The sequence below is a fragment of the Pseudomonas sp. GW823-FHT06B06 genome (assembly GCF_058795195.1).
Window position 1 is genome coordinate 156,046 of record NZ_JBXAHO010000001.1, and the last position, 16,133, is coordinate 172,178.

A 16,133-nucleotide genomic window follows, 5' to 3' on the forward strand; every position below is an offset into this window, starting at 1 on the left:
GTTCTACCCCTTGACCGCGCCGGACGTCAGCCCACGCAGGAAATACTTGCCAGCGAATATGTAGACCAGCAGTGTCGGCAGCCCGGCGATCATCGCGGCGGCCATATCAACGTTGTATTCCTTGGCCCCGGTGCTGGTGTTGACCAGGTTGTTCAGGGCCACGGTAATTGGCTGGGCATCGCCACTGGCGAAGACCACGCCGAACAGGAAGTCATTCCAGATCTGGGTGAACTGCCAGATCAGGCAGACCATCACGATCGGGATCGACATCGGCAGCAGGATCTTCCAGAAGATCGTGAAGAAGCCCGCGCCGTCGAGCCGCGCGGCCTTGACCAGCGCATCCGGAATGCTCACGTAGTAGTTACGGAAGAACAGCGTGGTGAACGCCAGACCGTAGACCACGTGCACCAGCACCAGCCCCGTCGTGGTGTTCGCCAGGCCGAACTTGCCGAGGGTGAACGACGCCGGCAGCAGCACGGTCTGGAACGGCAGGAAGCAACCGAACAGCAACAGGCCGAAGAACAATTGCGAACCACGGAAGCGCCACATCGACAGCACATAACCGTTCATGGCGCCGATGAAGGTCGAGATCAGTACCGCTGGCACGGTGATTTTCACCGAGTTCCAGAAGTAGCCACCGACCACGTCCCAGGCCTTGATCCAGCCGATGCCGTCGATCACGGTCGGCCAGCTCAACAGGTTGCCGGTGCGGATGTCTTCCGGAGTCTTGAAGCTGGTCAGCAGCATCACCACCAGCGGGATCAGGTACACCGCCGCGGCCAGCAAAAGGGTGGCGTAGATGGCGATGCGGCTGAAGCTGATGCCTGGTTTTGCGAGTTGATTAGTCATGTCGCTTGCCTCGCAGCTCGGAGTACAGGTACGGCACGAGGATGGTCAGCACGGCGCCGAGCATCAGCATGGCGCTGGCCGAACCGATGCCCATCTGGCCACGGCTGAAGGTGAAGGAATACATGAACATCGCCGGCAGGTCGGACGAGTATCCGGGGCCACCAGCGGTCATCGCCGCCACCAGGTCGAAGCTCTTGATCGCGATGTGCGCAAGGATCATGAAGGCGCTGAAGAACACCGGGCGCAGGCTCGGCAGCACGATCTTCAGGTAGATGGTCGGCAGGCTCGCACCGTCGACTTGCGCGGCACGGATGATCGATTGATCGACACCGCGCAGGCCGGCCAGAAACATCGCCATCACGAAGCCGGAGGCTTGCCACACTGCGGCGATCACCAGGCAGTAGACCACGCGATCCTGATCCACCAGCCAGTCCAGGCGAAAGCCTTCCCAGCCCCAGTCACGCAGCATCTTGTCCAGGCCGAGCCCTGGGTTGAGCAGCCATTTCCACGCGGTACCGGTGACGATCATCGACAGCGCCATCGGGTACAGGTAGACGGTGCGGATGAAGCCTTCCTTGCGGATGCGCTGGTCCAGCAGCACGGCGAGGAACACGCCCAGCACCAGGCTGATGCCGATGAACATGCCGCCGAACAGCGCCAGGTTCTTGCTCGCGACCCACCAGCGGTCGTTGTCCATCAGGCGCATGTATTGCTGCAGGCCGACCCACTTGTAGGTCGGCATGAAGCTGGAGTTGGTAAAGGACAGTATGAATGTCCAGATGATGTAACCGTAGAAGCCAACCAACACGATCAGCATGCTCGGCGCGAGTACCAACTTGGGTAACCAGCGTTGCAGCGCATCGAACGGTGAGGCTTTGCTGAAAACCGCCACAGAGCTCATCGGGATAATCCAGGTTAGAGAAATGATCGACACAGTGATCCCTTGTGGGAGCGAGCCTGCTCGCGAAGGCGGTGTTTCAGTCGACATCATTTCTGAATGTCAGACCGCGTTCGCGAGCAGGCTCGCTCCCACAGAGGGGTGCTCGGTGTCAGGGATTACTGGGCCGCTTTGACCGCGGAAGCCAGTTGGGCGCTGGCCTTGGCCGGGTCGGCGTCCTTGTCGTTCATGAAGTTGGTGACGACGTCGAAGATCGCGCCTTGAACGGCCAGGGAGGTGGCCATGTTGTGCGCCATGCTCGGTTGCAGGCCGCCGTTTTTCTCGTCCGCCAGGAAGTCCTTGGCCGCCGCTTGGGCGCAGGAATCGAAGCCCTGGCCAGCCATGTCGTTCAACATGTCGGTACGCACCGGGATCGAGCCCTTGTTGATGCTGAAAACTTTCTGGAAATCTTTACCCAGGGCGACCTTGGCCAGGTCTTGCTGCGCGGCGATATCGCCCTTGCGATCAGCTTTCAACTTGAACACAGCCATGGAGTCGATGTTGTAGGTGAAGGCTTTTTCCGTGCCCGGGAACGCCACGCACTGGTAGTCCTCGCCCGCGACTTTCTTCGCCGCGGTCCATTCGCTCTTGGCCCAGTCGCCCATCATCTGCATGCCGGCCTTGCCGTTGATCACGTCGGCGGCGGCGATGTTCCAGTCACGACCGGCGCGGTTCGGGTCCATGTAGGTGGTGATTTTTTTCAGCTCGGTGAAGGCCTTGGTCATCTCGGCGCCCGAGAGGGTTTTCTGGTCCAGGTCTACCAGGGCTTTCTTGTAACCGTCGGCGCCCATGACCGAGAGCACCACGTCTTCAAACACGGTGCTGTCCTGCCAAGGCTGGCCACCGTGGGCGAGCGCGATGAAGCCGGCGGCCTTGAGCTTGTCGCCAGCGGCATAGAATTCTTCGAGGGTGGTTGGCGCTTTCTCGATCCCGGCTTTCTTGAATACTTGCGGGTTGATCCACAGCCAGTTGACGCGGTGGATGTTCACCGGCACGGCGACGTAATCGCCTTCGTATTTCACGGTGTCGGAGACTTTCACAGGCAGCAGGCTGTCCCAGTTTTCCGACTTGGCGACGTCTTTCAACGTTTCGGTACTGAGCAGGCCAGTGCTGCCCCACTCTTGGATGTCCGGCCCCTTGATCTGGGCAACGCCCGGCGGGTTACCCGCTACAGCGCGGCTCTTGAGCACGGTCATGGCCGTGGAACCGCCACCACCGGCGACTGCGCCATCCTTCCAGGTGAAGCCATCTTTTTCGACTTGAGCCTTGAGGACATCGACCGCTGCTTTTTCACCACCCGACGTCCACCAGTGAACGACTTCCACGGAACCCTTGGATTCGGCGGCAAGCACACTGAGAGGGAGCGCAGACAGGGAGACGAGAGAAATGACAGTAGCGAGGCGAGAAATCGCATTCATCGATAAGTACCTTTCTTGTTGTTATGCATGCAAGTCTGGTGCTTGCGCTGCAGAGGAGTTTAAACAGGGGAAGTCCCTTCGCAGGTAACGAAGGGACGCGCGAATGTCACCGCATGGTTACATGGAAACGCTCTGGGACAACGCTGCCAGCGCACTGGCCATGCTCGGCGCCAGCGGCAGGCGCGGGATCAGCACCGCTTGCCAGGCATGATAGAGATCGGGTTTGCCCGCCCAGATATCGCCGCTGGGGCGGTTCAATGGGTCGAGTTCGTGGTGCCAGCTGCCGCATTCACGGTCGATGAAATGACACTCACAAAATTCCCAGAACAGTCGGTACCAGCGTTCGTACTGCTCATCGCCCGTGCGCTTGAGCAAGGCACTGGCAGCGGCGCTGGCTTCGCAATGGGTCCAGTGCAGGCGATGGCGAACCACCGCCTTGTTGTCCCAGTCGAGGGTGTAGACCATGCCCGGTGCGCCATCGATCTCCCAGCCGTGCACGCAGTTCTGTTCGAAGAGTTTTTGCGCGTCGGTGAGCAACCATCCCGGCGTGAGCATGCCGGCGTGCACACGCGCGGCTTCCAGATGCAAGAGCAATCGGGCCCATTCGAAACCGTGGCCTGGCGTGGTGCCGTAGGGGCGGAAACCGTCGGCCGGGTTGTCGCGGTTGTACTCGCGCAGGGGCTGCCAGTCGCGGTCGAAATGTTCGATCACCAGAAAGCCGTTGGCGGCGGCGCGGCCATGAATCACCCGCTCGACGATGCGCTGGGCGCGGCACAACCAGCGCTTGTCGTCGCTGACATCGGCCAGGGCGAGGAAGGCTTCGGTGGCGTGCATGTTGCTGTTGGCGCCGCGATAGGCTTCCTCGCAGCTGAAGTCGCGATTGAAGGATTCGCGCATGGCGCCCTCCTCCTCACTCCAGAAGTACGTGTCGATGATGTCGACCGCGTCATCGAGCAAGGCTTGCGCGTCGGGCCGTTGTGCAACCACCGCGGAACTGGCGGCCAGGGCCACGAAGGCATGAAGATAGGCATTTTTGCCGGTGTTGCCGTCGCGGTGTTCGGCAACCGCGAACCAACCGCCGTGCACGGCATCGCGCAACGGCCCGCGCAGGGCCCGGATGCCGTGATCCACCAGCTCGGCAAAACCCGGCAGGCCCTGGATGTGCGCCATGGCGAAGCTGTGGGTCATACGCGCGGTGTTCATGGTTTGTGCTTGCGCGTCGCCCGGCAAGCGGCCCTTTTCATCAAGGTTGCCGAAGCCCTCGGGGAGCTTCGAAGCCTTGGCAAATGCCAGCAGCCGCAAGCCTTCGGCGGCGAGCCATTGCTGGTGGGCGGGGGCGTTCAGCCAACTGCTGAAGGCGGGTTGAGAGGAGTCCATGGGGTGCCTTTTTTGTTGTTATGACTGAGGGGCAGTCTAAACAACGGGCGATGGCGGGCTTGTAACGAAGGGGGGGAGTTATGTCACCAAGCTGTGACATTTACCTTGAAGGATGTACTGAATGGCCTGGCGCCTTCGCGAGCAAGCCCGCTCCCACAAAGTCACCACCGATTCCTGTGGGAGCGAGCCTGCTCGCGAAGAACGATGACGCGGTATCCCTAATCAACACTACGAGGCAATTGCAGGGTCACCCGCAAACCGCCCTCGCGCAAATTCTGCAAACTCACTTCACCGCCATGACTATGGGCAATGTTGCGCGCAATCCCCAAGCCCAACCCATACCCCTGCTGCTGCCCAGCCAAGCGAAAGTGCGGCTCGAACACCTGCTCCAGCCGCTGTTCGGGAACCCCCGGTCCTTCATCGTCTACATGCAGGACGAAGGCGCTGTCGTCATCGTCGATGTGCAGGTGGGCGTTCTGGCCGTACTTCAGGGCGTTGTCGATCAGGTTGCCAATGCAACGCTTGAGCGCCAGCGGTTTGCCCGGATAGGCCGCCAGGGCACGGCCTTCCTGGGTCACGCGACCGTTACCGGTGGGCGACAGGTACGGCTCCACCAGGCACTCGAGCACATGATTGAGGTCCACCGGTTCGATGTTCTCGTGGATGTCGGTGTCTTTCACACACTGCAGTGCGCCCTTGACCAGCAGCTCCAGCTCATCCAGATCGCGACCGAACTTGGCTTGCAGCTTTTCGTCTTCCAACAACTCGACGCGCAGTCGCAAACGGGTGATGGGCGTGCGCAGGTCGTGGGAAATCGCACTGAACAACTGGCTGCGTTCGGTCAGGTAACGGCTGATCCGTTCGCGCATGGTGTTGAAGGCGCGGCCGACCTCGACCACTTCACTGCCGCCACCTTCGGCCACCGGCTCGACGTCGGCACCCAGCGACAGGTCGCGCGCCGCCCGCGCCAGGCGCTTGAGCGGCCGGCTTTGCCAGTGCACCAGCAGGCCGATGAACAACAGCAGGAAACCGCTGGTGAGGACGATGAACCACACTTGCTGCGCCGGCAGACCCTGCTCTTCGAGGCTGGTGTAGGGTTCGGGCAGCAGCGAGGCGATGTACAGCCATTCCCCCGGCGCCATCTGGATCTGCGTGACCAGCACCGGCGGGTTCACCGGTTCCAGGGTCAATGCGTAGTGCGCCCAGGAACGCGGCAGTTCGTCGAGCTTGAGACCGCCATTGAAGATCCGCAGGTCTTCGGGGCTGACAAAGGTCACCGAGATGTCGGTGTCCTGCCCCAGGGACTGGCGCAGCACTTCGTCCACCGCGTTGATCACCGCCTCCTTGCGCGGGGTGATCGGCAGCACTTCCATGCCCAGGGGTTTGTCATTGAGCGTCACCACGAAACGCGTGCCGCCCATGCTGCGCAACTGGTCGAGCACCAACGGGCGGTACGCCACCGGCAACGAGCGCAGGTAACTGACGCTGGCGTTCATCGAGTGAGCGAGGCTGCGCGCACTGGTGACCAGGCCTTCAAGCTGGGTCGCACGCAGTTGGGAAACCCAGATCACGCTCGACAATGCCTGGGCGAACAACACCGCGAGTAGCGTCAGCAACAACATGCGCCCGAGCAGCGAGCGTGGCACCGGCACGCGGCCGGCCAGCTTGCGCAAGAAATCAGTGACCATTGGAGGCAACCACACTGGCTGCCAACTGATAACCGCTGCCCCGTACGGTGCGAATCAGTCGCGGTGGTTTTTCCGTATCGCGCAGGCGTTGGCGCAAGCGACTGACCGCCATGTCGACGATGCGATCCAGAGGCATCAAGTCGCGGCCACGGGTGGCGTTGCCAATCGTGTCGCGGTCGAGGATTTCCTGCGGATGGTCGAGAAACAGCTTCAACAGGGCGAAATCGGCACCGGACAGAATCACCTCTTCGCCATCGATGTGAAACAGGCGATGGCTGACCATGTCCAGGCGCCAGTCATCGAAGGCCAGCACTTCGCTGCCGGAGCGCTCCTGACCGAACTGCGCCCGGCGCAGCAAAGCCTTGATGCGTGCTTGCAATTCGCGAGGGCTGAAAGGTTTGCCTAGGTAGTCGTCGGCGCCCAGTTCCAGGCCGATGACCCGGTCGGCCTCGTCGGAACTGGCGGTGAGCATGATGATCGGCACCTGCGACTGGCGCGGGTGCTGGCGAATCCAGCGACACAGGCTGAAACCGTCTTCGTCCGGCAGCATCACGTCAAGGATCACCAGGTCGCTGGGGGCCTCGTTGAGGGCCTGGCGAAAGCCCGCTCCATCGGGCGTGGTACGCACCTGGAACCCGGCGCGGGTCAGGTAGGTGTCCAGCAACTCGCGTATCTCTTGATCGTCATCGACCAACAAAATCGACTTGTTGACTGAGCTCACGGGGCGGCGTCCTTGTTGTTTGAATTGGGCGGATTATGCCTGATTGAGCGTAAATCTTTGGTGTCTGTGCGGGCCTCTTCGCGAGCAGGCTCGCTCCCACAAGATTATCGGCGATCCTGTGGGAGCGAGCCTGCTCGCGAATGGCACGACGCGGTCTTATGCCTGCTCCAGCGCCACACCCGCGCCAACCAGCCCCGAATACGGCGCCGTCACCAGCCACACCGGTATCCCTTTGAAGTAATCGCTCATGCACCCCTTGTCGGCAAAGCACCGGGCGAACCCACTTTCGAGGAAGAAATCGGCAAAGCGTGGAATCACCCCGCCAACGATGTACACGCCACCACGCGCACCGGTGGTCAGCACGTTGTTGCCCGCCACGCGACCGAGCCAGCAGCAGAATTGCTCGAGTACTTCCATTGCAATCGGATCACCCGCCAGACCGGCAGCCGTAATCGCTTCTGGCGTGTCGAGCACCGGCTCGTGGCCGTCCACCGCACAGATCGCCCGATAGACTCGGGGCAAGCCGCCGCCGCTCAATGCCGTTTCGGCGCTGACATGTCCGATCTCGTTGAAGATCTGCTGCCACAGTTGAGTCTCGCGCGGACTGCTCAGCGGCAGATCGACGTGACCGCCCTCCCCCGGCAGCGGGGCAAAACGCCCTTCCCCGAGATCTAGCAGGGTGCCGACACCCAAACCCGTGCCCGGGCCAATGACCACCGCCGGGCGCAACGGCTCCGGCGTGCCTTCGCAGACCACGCGGAATTCGCCCGGCTGCAAACGCGTCATGCCCAGGGCCATGGCCGAGAAATCGTTGACCAACAGCAGTTGATCCACCTGCAAGGCCTGGCAAAAACCCTTGCGGCTCAGGCGCCAGTGATTGTTGGTGAACTTGAATTCGTCGCCGCTCACGGGGCCTGCCACCGACAGGCACACCGAACCGATCGCACCCGGCGCCAGGCCCAGCCCGTCCAGGTAGAGGCTGATGGCCTCTTCCGGGCTGGCATGGTCGGCCGTCGCCAGCACCTGGACCGATTCCAGCTGCTGGTTTTTCCACAACGCGAACCGTGCGTTGGTGCCACCGATGTCACCGACCAAAGCCAGTTTCAATTAAGCGTCTCCAGGGCAGAAGTGAAGGCGCTGGCCCCCTGCTCTGCCGAGCTGAAGGCCATGCGCATGAAACCAAACAGTTCGCGACCGGTGCCGATGTTGTTGCCCAACAGGCCCTTGGCCGGCGTGCGCGCTGCGAATTCTTCGGCGTCCACCTTAAGCTCCAGGGTGCCTTTGACGCCATCGACGCGGATGATATCGCCCTCCTGCACCCGCGCCAAAGGCCCACCCACGTAGGCCTCGGGGCTGACGTGGATGGCCGCCGGGATTTTCCCCGACGCGCCGGACATGCGCCCGTCAGTGACCAGGGCAACCTTGAAGCCGCGATCCTGCAGCACGCCGAGGAACGGCGTCATTTTGTGCAATTCCGGCATACCATTGGAACGCGGGCCCTGGAAACGCATCACCGCGACGAAATCCTTCTCCAGCAAACCGGCCTTGAACGCATCAGCCAGGTCTTGCTGATCCTGGAACACCATGGCCGGCGCTTCGACGATCTGGTTTTCCAATGCCACGGCCGACACCTTCATCACGCCGCGACCGAGGTTGCCTTCCATCACACGCAGGCCGCCCTCCGGCGAGAACGCCCGGGCAACCGGACGCAGGATGCTTTCGTCGAGGCTTTCGGTGATGCCTTCGCGCCAGACCAGTTCGCCGTTATCGAGGAACGGTTCCATGGTGTAGCGGCGCAATCCGTGGCCCAGCACGGTGTTGACGTTTTCGTGGAGCAACCCGGCGTCCAGCAGTTCGCGGATCAGGAACGACATGCCGCCCGCAGCCTGGAAGTGGTTGATGTCGGCCTTGCCGTTCGGGTAGACGTGGCTCAGGGTCGGCACGACCTCGGAGAGGTCGGCCATGTCTTGCCAGGTCAACTGGATGCCCGCCGCCATGGCAATCGCCGGCATGTGCAGGGTGTGGTTGGTCGAGCCGCCGGTGGCGTGCAGGGCAACGATGGAGTTGACCAGCGAACGCTCGTCGACGATTTCACCGATCGGCAGGTAGTCGCCGTTCTGTTTGGTAATGCGCGTCACCTGGTGCGCCGCTTCGCGGGTCAGGGCGTCGCGCAGTGGCGTGTTCGGGTTGACGAAGGAAGCGCCCGGCAAATGCAGGCCCATGACTTCCATCAGCAACTGGTTGGTGTTGGCGGTGCCGTAGAAGGTGCAGGTGCCAGGGCTGTGGTAGGAGTTCATTTCCGACTCCAGCAGCTCTTCACGGCTGGCCTTGCCTTCGGCGTAGCGCTGGCGCACGTCGGCTTTCTGCTTGTTGGAAATACCCGACACCATCGGCCCGCCCGGCACGAAGATCATCGGCAGATGGCCGAAGCGCAGCGCGCCCATCATCAGGCCCGGGACGATCTTGTCGCAGATGCCGAGCATCAGCGCGCCATCGAACATGTTGTGCGAGAGCGCCACGGCGGTGGACAGCGCGATCACTTCACGGCTCGGCAGGCTCAGTTCCATGCCCGGCTCGCCCTGGGTCACGCCATCGCACATGGCCGGGGTGCCGCCGGCGAACTGGCCGACGGAACCGATTTCGCGCAGGGCTTTCTTGATCAGCTCCGGGAAGACTTCGTACGGCTGGTGCGCCGAGAGCATGTCGTTATATGACGAAACAATTGCGATGTTGGCGGAGTTCATCATCCGCAGGCTGTTCTTGTCGTCGCTGCCGCAACCGGCCACGCCGTGGGCGAAGTTGGCGCATTGCAGCTTACCGCGCATCGGACCGTCGCTGGCGGCATCACGGATCAGTGCAAGGTAAGCCTCACGCGTGGCGCGGCTGCGGGCGATAAGCCGTTCGGTGACCTCAAGTACGCGGGGATGCATGTGTAGAACTCCAGGCTAACGGATGTGGCGACCTGATTGTCTATGCTGATCAAACACCGGTGTCGATGGGATGACAGACGGCTTTTCTGACCATTCGGACCAGTTGATTCAGGTCACTCGTTGTAGATTGAAGAAAATATTGCCATTAAAAAGGCTTGTTTTCTATTTTTTTGCGAATAATCTTGTAATTCCAACAACAAAACGACGGCGGCGCTGACAAATGACTCTACGAATCGCAATCAATGGTTTTGGCCGTATTGGTCGCAACGTCCTCCGAGCACTCTATACCCAAGGCTATCGCCAGGATCTGCAGATCGTCGCCATCAACGACCTGGGTGACAGCGCAATCAATGCGCATTTGCTCAAGTACGACACGGTTCACGGCACGTTCGACGCCGATGTCCAGCATGATCAGGAAAGCCTGACCGTCAACGGCGACCGTATCGCGGTCAGCGCCATTCGCAATCCGGCCGACTTGCCCTGGGCCGCGGAAAAGATTGATGTGGTGTTCGAATGTACCGGTCTGTTCACCGACCGCGCCAAAGCCGCCGCGCATATTACGGCCGGTGCACGCAAAGTGATTATCTCGGCCCCGGCCACGGGTGCCGACGCCACCGTGGTATATGGGGTCAACCACGACATTCTGCGCCAGTCGCACCAGATTATTTCAAACGCCTCGTGCACCACCAACTGCCTGGCCCCGGTGGCCCAGGTGCTGCACCGCGAACTGGGCATCGAAAGTGGCCTGATGACCACCATCCATGCCTACACCAACGACCAGAACCTGACCGACGTCTACCACACCGACCCGTACCGCGCCCGTTCGGCCACGCAGAACATGATCCCGAGCAAGACCGGTGCGGCTGAAGCGGTCGGCCTGGTGCTGCCGGAACTGGCGGGCAAATTGACGGGCATGGCGGTGCGCGTGCCGGTGATCAACGTATCCCTGGTCGACCTGACCGTGCAGCTGAAAAAAGAAGCCAGCGCACAAGAGGTCAATGCACTGCTCAAGCAAGCCAGCCAGCACTCGAAAATTCTCGGCTACAACACCTTGCCGCTGGTCTCCAGCGACTTCAACCATAACCCGCTGTCGTCGATCTTCGACGCCAACCACACCAAGTCCAGCGGCAAGCTGCTCAAGGTGCTGGCCTGGTACGACAACGAATGGGGCTTCTCCAACCGCATGCTCGATAACTGCCTGGCGCTGTGCAACGCCGAATAAGCGACGAATTACGACGACTCGTTCCGCGTTGACGCAATCCTGTAGGAGCTGCCGCAGGCTGCGATCTTTTGATTTTGTTTTTTAGAAACAAGATCAAAAGATCGCAGCCTGCGGCAGCTCCTACACAGGACGCATAAAGCTTTGGAGCTGTACCCATGATCGGCATTACGTTTACCCAAAAAACCATGGCCGCGCGCAAGCGTATCGCCCTGGTCGCCCATGACCACTGCAAAGTGTTTTTGCTGGACTGGGCCGAACGGCAGAAAGACCGGCTCGCGCAACATGAACTGGTCGCCACCGGCACCACCGGTTTGTTATTGCAACAACGTCTCGACCTGCCGGTGGAGAGCATGATCAGCGGCCCATTGGGCGGAGACCAACAGCTCGGCGCGCGAATCGCCGAGCAACGGGTCGACATGCTGGTGTTCTTCTGGGACCCGTTCGAACCTCAGCCACACGACCCCGACATCAAGGCATTGCTACGGGTCGCAGCGGTCTGGAACATTCCGGTGGCGTGCAATGAATGCAGCGCCGACTACCTGCTCAGCAGCCCGCTGATGGATCAGGCACACGGGCATCGGATTCCGGATTACCCCATGTATCTGCAGGGTCGGGCGTAGCCCTTCACAAATCAAGGCTTGACCATTCGAGCGGATGATAAGCATTATCATTCACTCGAAATGGATCAGGTCCTCCCGTGAGTCAATCGCGTTTCAACGACGTCTTCATCTCCCAGCGAATCTCTCTGCTGCGCACGCTGGAGCGGATGGTCAACAATCACAGCACCGCCGAAGACCTCTTGCAGGAGACTTACCTGCGGGTGAGCCGTGCACTCGGCGAGCGGGCCATCGATCACCTGGAACCCTTCGTTTTCCAGACTGCCCGCAACCTGGCACTGGACCATTTGCGCGCGCGGCGCATCCACTCGCGCACCATGGTCGATGACGTGCCACCGGACGTGGTGGACAGCATCGCCGCCCCCGCCAGCAGTGCCGAGGACGCCGCCCATGCCGAACAATTGCTCGAGCGTTTGAATGTGCGCCTCAGTCAACTCAGCTCCCGCCAGCAGCAAATTTTCATCCTCAGCCGCCTGCACGGCCATAGCTATCTGGAGATTGCCGAGAAACTCGGCGTCTCACTCAGTACCGTGCAGAAGGAGCTGAAGTTGATCATGACCATCTGCATCGGCGTCGCCGACCGGTCGAAAGGCCACTGAGCCACCCGCGGCTCGACGACCTTGTTCATCAGGGCTACCCTTGGCCCTCTTTTGCGCTTCACTAAAAAAACAGCCGTGCACAGACACGCCGAGGAAACACCGTGACGGACACCCACCGCGCCCCTTCGCCCTCACCGGCGCAGGCCACAGCCGAGGCGATGGACCAGGCCCTGGACTGGCTGATCGTGTTGGACAGCCCGAGCGAAGAACAGACCCGCCAGTTCCACCAATGGCTCGCGGCAGACCCTGCGCACGCCGAGGCGTTCGCCAGGGCGCAGGCGATATGGAACGGTGCGCAAGTCACGCAATGCGCGCAAAAACTGGCATCGAGCCCAGTCAAAGTCACTGCGCTGTCGCGTCTGCGCCCGCACTGGAGACCCTTGGCCACCGCCGCCGTGCTGATCCTCGGGTTGTTCAGCTTCAGCAATCTGCCGATGCGCCTGCAGGCCGATCACCTGACCGTGGTCGGTGAACGCCAGCGCCTGCAACTGGAGGACGGCTCGAAAGTCCTGCTCAATACCAACTCGGCGTTTTCCAGCACCATCAACGACCAGAAGCGCGTGGCCCGCCTGTATCAGGGCGAGGCGTTTTTCGACGTGCAGCCGCATCGCGGTCTGCCGTTGGAAATTGACGCGGGCCTGGTTACCGCGAGTGTTCGCGATACGGCATTTGCCGTGCGTTACCTCGACGGCGTAACCCAAGTTCGAGTGCAGCGCGGGGATGTCGACTTGCGCGCTACCGGCGACGACGATGCGAGGGTGCGCCTGACAGCCGGGGAAAGCATCCGCATCGGCCCCAATGGTTTCGACCAGCCGGCCAAACTGGATGCGGCCACTGACCTGGCCTGGGTCCAGGGTCGCCTGGTGTTTGAAAACTGCCCGCTGAGCCAGGTGCTGGCAGAGCTGCGTCGCTACTATCCGGGCTGGATCATCAACAACAATGAGCAGTTGGCGAATGTTGCCGTGACCGGAAATTATCGTCTCGACCAGCCGCTGGACGTGGTCCGCTCGCTGGCTCACATTGCCTCGGCACAGCTCAAGGAATACCCGGCGCTGGTCATCTTGAACTAAATGAGAATTATTTTTACTCGATAGCTGAACCTCGTACGTCTCGTTATAGCCAATGCAATTGATTCGCATCTCTAAATGCCAATCAGCACCTATAAAGATTCGTGCGACACGGAGCGCTATCGATGTCCTCTCGCCTTACCCGCCCAGTTAGTTCACCTTCTTGCGTACTGTCGCTGCTGACCGCCGCCATTCTGATGGCCGGTGCTGTGCCCGTCATGGCCGCCACGGCCCCTGAACAGTCGGCGCGCAAAATGGGCGATTACGCATTCGCCATTGCGCCACAGTCGCTGGTGTCGGCACTCAATTCGTTCACCGCAGTGACCGGCTGGCAGGTCGGCTTTTCAGCCGAACTGGCGCAAGGGATGGACTCACCGGGCGTGCGCGGATCGCTGCCAGCGGAAAAAGCCCTGGATCGCCTGTTGGTGGGGACCAACCTGAGCTATCGCAAACTCGGCAACAACAACATCGTGCTGGAGCGCCGAAGCAGCGCCGGGACCCTGAATCTGGAACAGGTGACCATCAGCGCCACGCGCCAGGAACAGGACGTGAGCAGCGTGCCCAGCACCGTCACCGTCCACACCCGCGAGGAACTCGACCGCAACAACGTCAACAGCATCAAGGATCTGGTGCGCTACGAACCGGGTGTATCGGTAGGCGGCACCGGTACCCGCGCGGGCCTTTCCGGCTACAACATCCGCGGTATCGACGGTGACCGCGTGCTGACCCAGGTCGACGGAGTCCAGGTGCCCGATGGTTTCTTCAATGGTCCGTACGCCCAGACCAACCGCAACTATGTCGACCCGGAAATCGTCAAGCGCGTGGAAATACTGCGCGGCCCGGCTTCGGTGCTGTACGGCAGCAGCGCCATTGGTGGCGCGGTCAGCTACTACACGCTGGACCCGGACGACATCATCAAGCCAGGCCAGGACGTCGGTGCTCGCCTGAAGACCGGCTACAGCTCGGCCGATGAAAGCTGGCTCACCTCCGGCACCGTGGCCGGTCGCACCGGCGACTTCGACGGCTTGCTGCACCTGAGCCAGCGCAATGGCCACGAAACGCAGTCCCATGGCGAAACCGGTGGAACCGGCCTGGACCGCACCGAAGCCAACCCCGAGGACGTGCGCACCACCAACGTGCTGGCCAAGCTCGACTGGAACTACGCCGACGATGCGCGCTTCGGCTTGACTTACGAGCACTACAAGGACGATCGCGACACCAATCAGCTAAGCGCCGTGGGTGGCCCGTTCAACGCAGGACGCGGCTTCGGCTTCTACAAATCGCGCACCGGCAACGACACCATCACCCGCGAGCGCTTCGGCCTGGATCACCGTTTCGCTGTGGACAGCCTCCTGGCTGACAACATCAAGTGGACGTTGAATTACCAGATTGCCAAGACCGACCAGCGCACCGAAGAAATCTACGCACCGTCACGCACGGTGCTGCGTCACCGCGATACCACCTACAAGGATCGCCAATGGGTATTCGATGCCCAGGCTGACAAGGCGTTTGCCATTGCCGACACCGACCATGCGATCACTTATGGCACCACTATCAAGCAGGACAAAGTCACCGGCCTGCGCACCGGTAGCGGCACCTGCCTGACCGTGGCCGGTGCTTGCCGCGTCATGGGTGCTGCGAGCGCTGCCGACACTTTGACCCCGGCCAGTGATTTTCCGGATCCGACCATCAACACCTACAGCCTGTTCGCCCAGGACCAGATCGCCTGGAACAACTGGACCTTCGTGCCCGGCCTGCGCTACGACTACACCCAGCTCAAGCCGCACCTGACCAAAGAGTTCCTGGCCACTGCCGACCAGAGCGGCAACGGTGAGGTGAACGACGACGAAAAAACCTGGCATCGCCTGTCACCGAAATTCGGCACGACCTACCGCTTCGATGACAACTACACCTGGTACGGCCAATACGCTGAAGGCTTCCGCACGCCGACCGCCAAGGCTCTCTATGGTCGCTTCGAAAACCTGGCTGGCGGGTATCAGGTCGCGCCCAATCCCGACCTCGAACCAGAAAAGAGCAAGAGTTATGAAACCGGCCTGCGCGGGCAGTTCGAGGCCGGTACTTTCGATATCGCGGTGTTCTACAACAAATATCGCGACTTCATCGACGAGAACGCCATTACTCCCGGCTACACCGAGACCACTTTCCAGAGCAACAACATCAAGCACGCCACCATCAAGGGCATGGAGTTCAAGGGGCGCTTGAACCTGGATGCCTTCGGCGCGCCAAGCGGCCTCTATACACAGGGCTCGGTGGCCTACCTGTATGGTCGCAACGATGACAGCGGCGAACCGCTTAACAGCATCAACCCGCTGACCGGCGTATTCGGTCTGGGCTATGACCAGGACAAGTACGGCACATTGCTGAGCTGGACCCTGGTCAAACGCAAGACCCGGGTCGACAGCACCAGCTTCAACACCCCGGACGGCACCAGCACGCAGTTCAAGACACCGGGTTACGGCGTGCTCGACCTGGCGGGTTTCTACAAGGTGACCGACGACCTGACCGTGAATGCCGGCCTGTACAACCTGACCGACAAAAAGTACTGGCAGTGGGATGACGTACGCGGCTACGACAGCGTCGGCGAAGCCTCGGTGACACAGCCCGCCAACCTCGATCGCCTGACCCAGCCTGGACGCAATTTCGCGATCAATCTGGTGTGGGATATCTGACCCCGTGCACCTCACCGG

General features: G+C 61.2%; 13 protein-coding genes. 5 read left to right on the forward strand and 8 right to left on the reverse strand.

Translation table 11 applies throughout. From position 1 onward, the window contains the following. Positions 1 to 3 precede the first annotated feature (3 nt). The 8 genes from AC1Q8Q_RS00775 to edd all read right to left on the reverse strand — a co-directional run bounded on the left by AC1Q8Q_RS00775 (position 4) and on the right by edd (position 9,920). Entirely contained in the window at positions 4 to 849 is an 846-nt protein-coding gene (locus AC1Q8Q_RS00775) for a carbohydrate ABC transporter permease (protein WP_020797037.1), read from the reverse strand. After that, positions 842 to 1,750, reverse strand: a complete 909-nt coding sequence (locus tag AC1Q8Q_RS00780; protein ID WP_033041184.1) for a carbohydrate ABC transporter permease — start codon at positions 1,748 to 1,750, stop codon at positions 842 to 844. The genes AC1Q8Q_RS00775 and AC1Q8Q_RS00780 overlap by 8 nt, the downstream gene beginning before the upstream one ends. A 155-nt stretch (positions 1,751 to 1,905) precedes the next feature. Continuing rightward, entirely contained in the window at positions 1,906 to 3,204 is a 1,299-nt protein-coding gene (locus AC1Q8Q_RS00785; RefSeq protein WP_492614741.1) for an ABC transporter substrate-binding protein, read from the reverse strand. Between the two features lie 117 nt (positions 3,205 to 3,321). Beyond that, positions 3,322 to 4,581: a D-mannose isomerase gene (locus tag AC1Q8Q_RS00790; protein WP_168757342.1), complete on the reverse strand. Its 1,260-nt coding sequence runs from the start codon at positions 4,579 to 4,581 to the stop codon at positions 3,322 to 3,324. 218 nt (positions 4,582 to 4,799) lie between these two features. Continuing rightward, a complete protein-coding gene (locus AC1Q8Q_RS00795) occupies positions 4,800 to 6,269 on the reverse strand; it encodes an ATP-binding protein (RefSeq protein ID WP_492614742.1) in 1,470 nt (489 codons plus the stop codon). After that, positions 6,259 to 6,990: a response regulator gene (locus AC1Q8Q_RS00800; RefSeq protein ID WP_020797042.1), complete on the reverse strand. Its 732-nt coding sequence runs from the start codon at positions 6,988 to 6,990 to the stop codon at positions 6,259 to 6,261. The genes AC1Q8Q_RS00795 and AC1Q8Q_RS00800 overlap by 11 nt, the downstream gene beginning before the upstream one ends. Positions 6,991 to 7,146: 156 nt before the next feature. After that, complete coding sequence (locus tag AC1Q8Q_RS00805) at positions 7,147 to 8,097, reverse strand: glucokinase (protein WP_492614743.1); 951 nt, start codon at positions 8,095 to 8,097, stop codon at positions 7,147 to 7,149. Continuing rightward, the gene (gene edd, locus AC1Q8Q_RS00810; RefSeq protein WP_020797044.1) at positions 8,094 to 9,920 is read right to left on the reverse strand and encodes a phosphogluconate dehydratase; all 1,827 of its coding nucleotides are present in this window, start codon (positions 9,918 to 9,920) and stop codon (positions 8,094 to 8,096) included. The genes AC1Q8Q_RS00805 and edd overlap by 4 nt, the downstream gene beginning before the upstream one ends. Positions 9,921 to 10,140: 220 nt before the next feature. On the opposite strand from edd, the gene gap reads away from it, so the two are divergent. From gap to AC1Q8Q_RS00835, 5 genes are all read left to right on the forward strand, one after another. Continuing rightward, on the forward strand, positions 10,141 to 11,142 hold the full coding sequence (gap, locus tag AC1Q8Q_RS00815) for a type I glyceraldehyde-3-phosphate dehydrogenase (RefSeq protein WP_020797045.1): 1,002 nt from the start codon (positions 10,141 to 10,143) through the stop codon (positions 11,140 to 11,142). Positions 11,143 to 11,297: 155 nt separating this feature from the next. Beyond that, complete coding sequence (locus tag AC1Q8Q_RS00820; RefSeq protein WP_020797047.1) at positions 11,298 to 11,762, forward strand: methylglyoxal synthase; 465 nt, start codon at positions 11,298 to 11,300, stop codon at positions 11,760 to 11,762. 77 nt (positions 11,763 to 11,839) lie between these two features. Then, the gene (locus AC1Q8Q_RS00825; protein WP_020797048.1) at positions 11,840 to 12,358 is read left to right on the forward strand and encodes an RNA polymerase sigma factor; all 519 of its coding nucleotides are present in this window, start codon (positions 11,840 to 11,842) and stop codon (positions 12,356 to 12,358) included. Between the two features lie 101 nt (positions 12,359 to 12,459). Beyond that, on the forward strand, positions 12,460 to 13,428 hold the full coding sequence (locus AC1Q8Q_RS00830) for a FecR family protein (RefSeq protein ID WP_033043401.1): 969 nt from the start codon (positions 12,460 to 12,462) through the stop codon (positions 13,426 to 13,428). Between the two features lie 122 nt (positions 13,429 to 13,550). Continuing rightward, the gene (locus tag AC1Q8Q_RS00835; protein WP_489327584.1) at positions 13,551 to 16,115 is read left to right on the forward strand and encodes a TonB-dependent receptor; all 2,565 of its coding nucleotides are present in this window, start codon (positions 13,551 to 13,553) and stop codon (positions 16,113 to 16,115) included. Positions 16,116 to 16,133 lie beyond the last annotated feature (18 nt).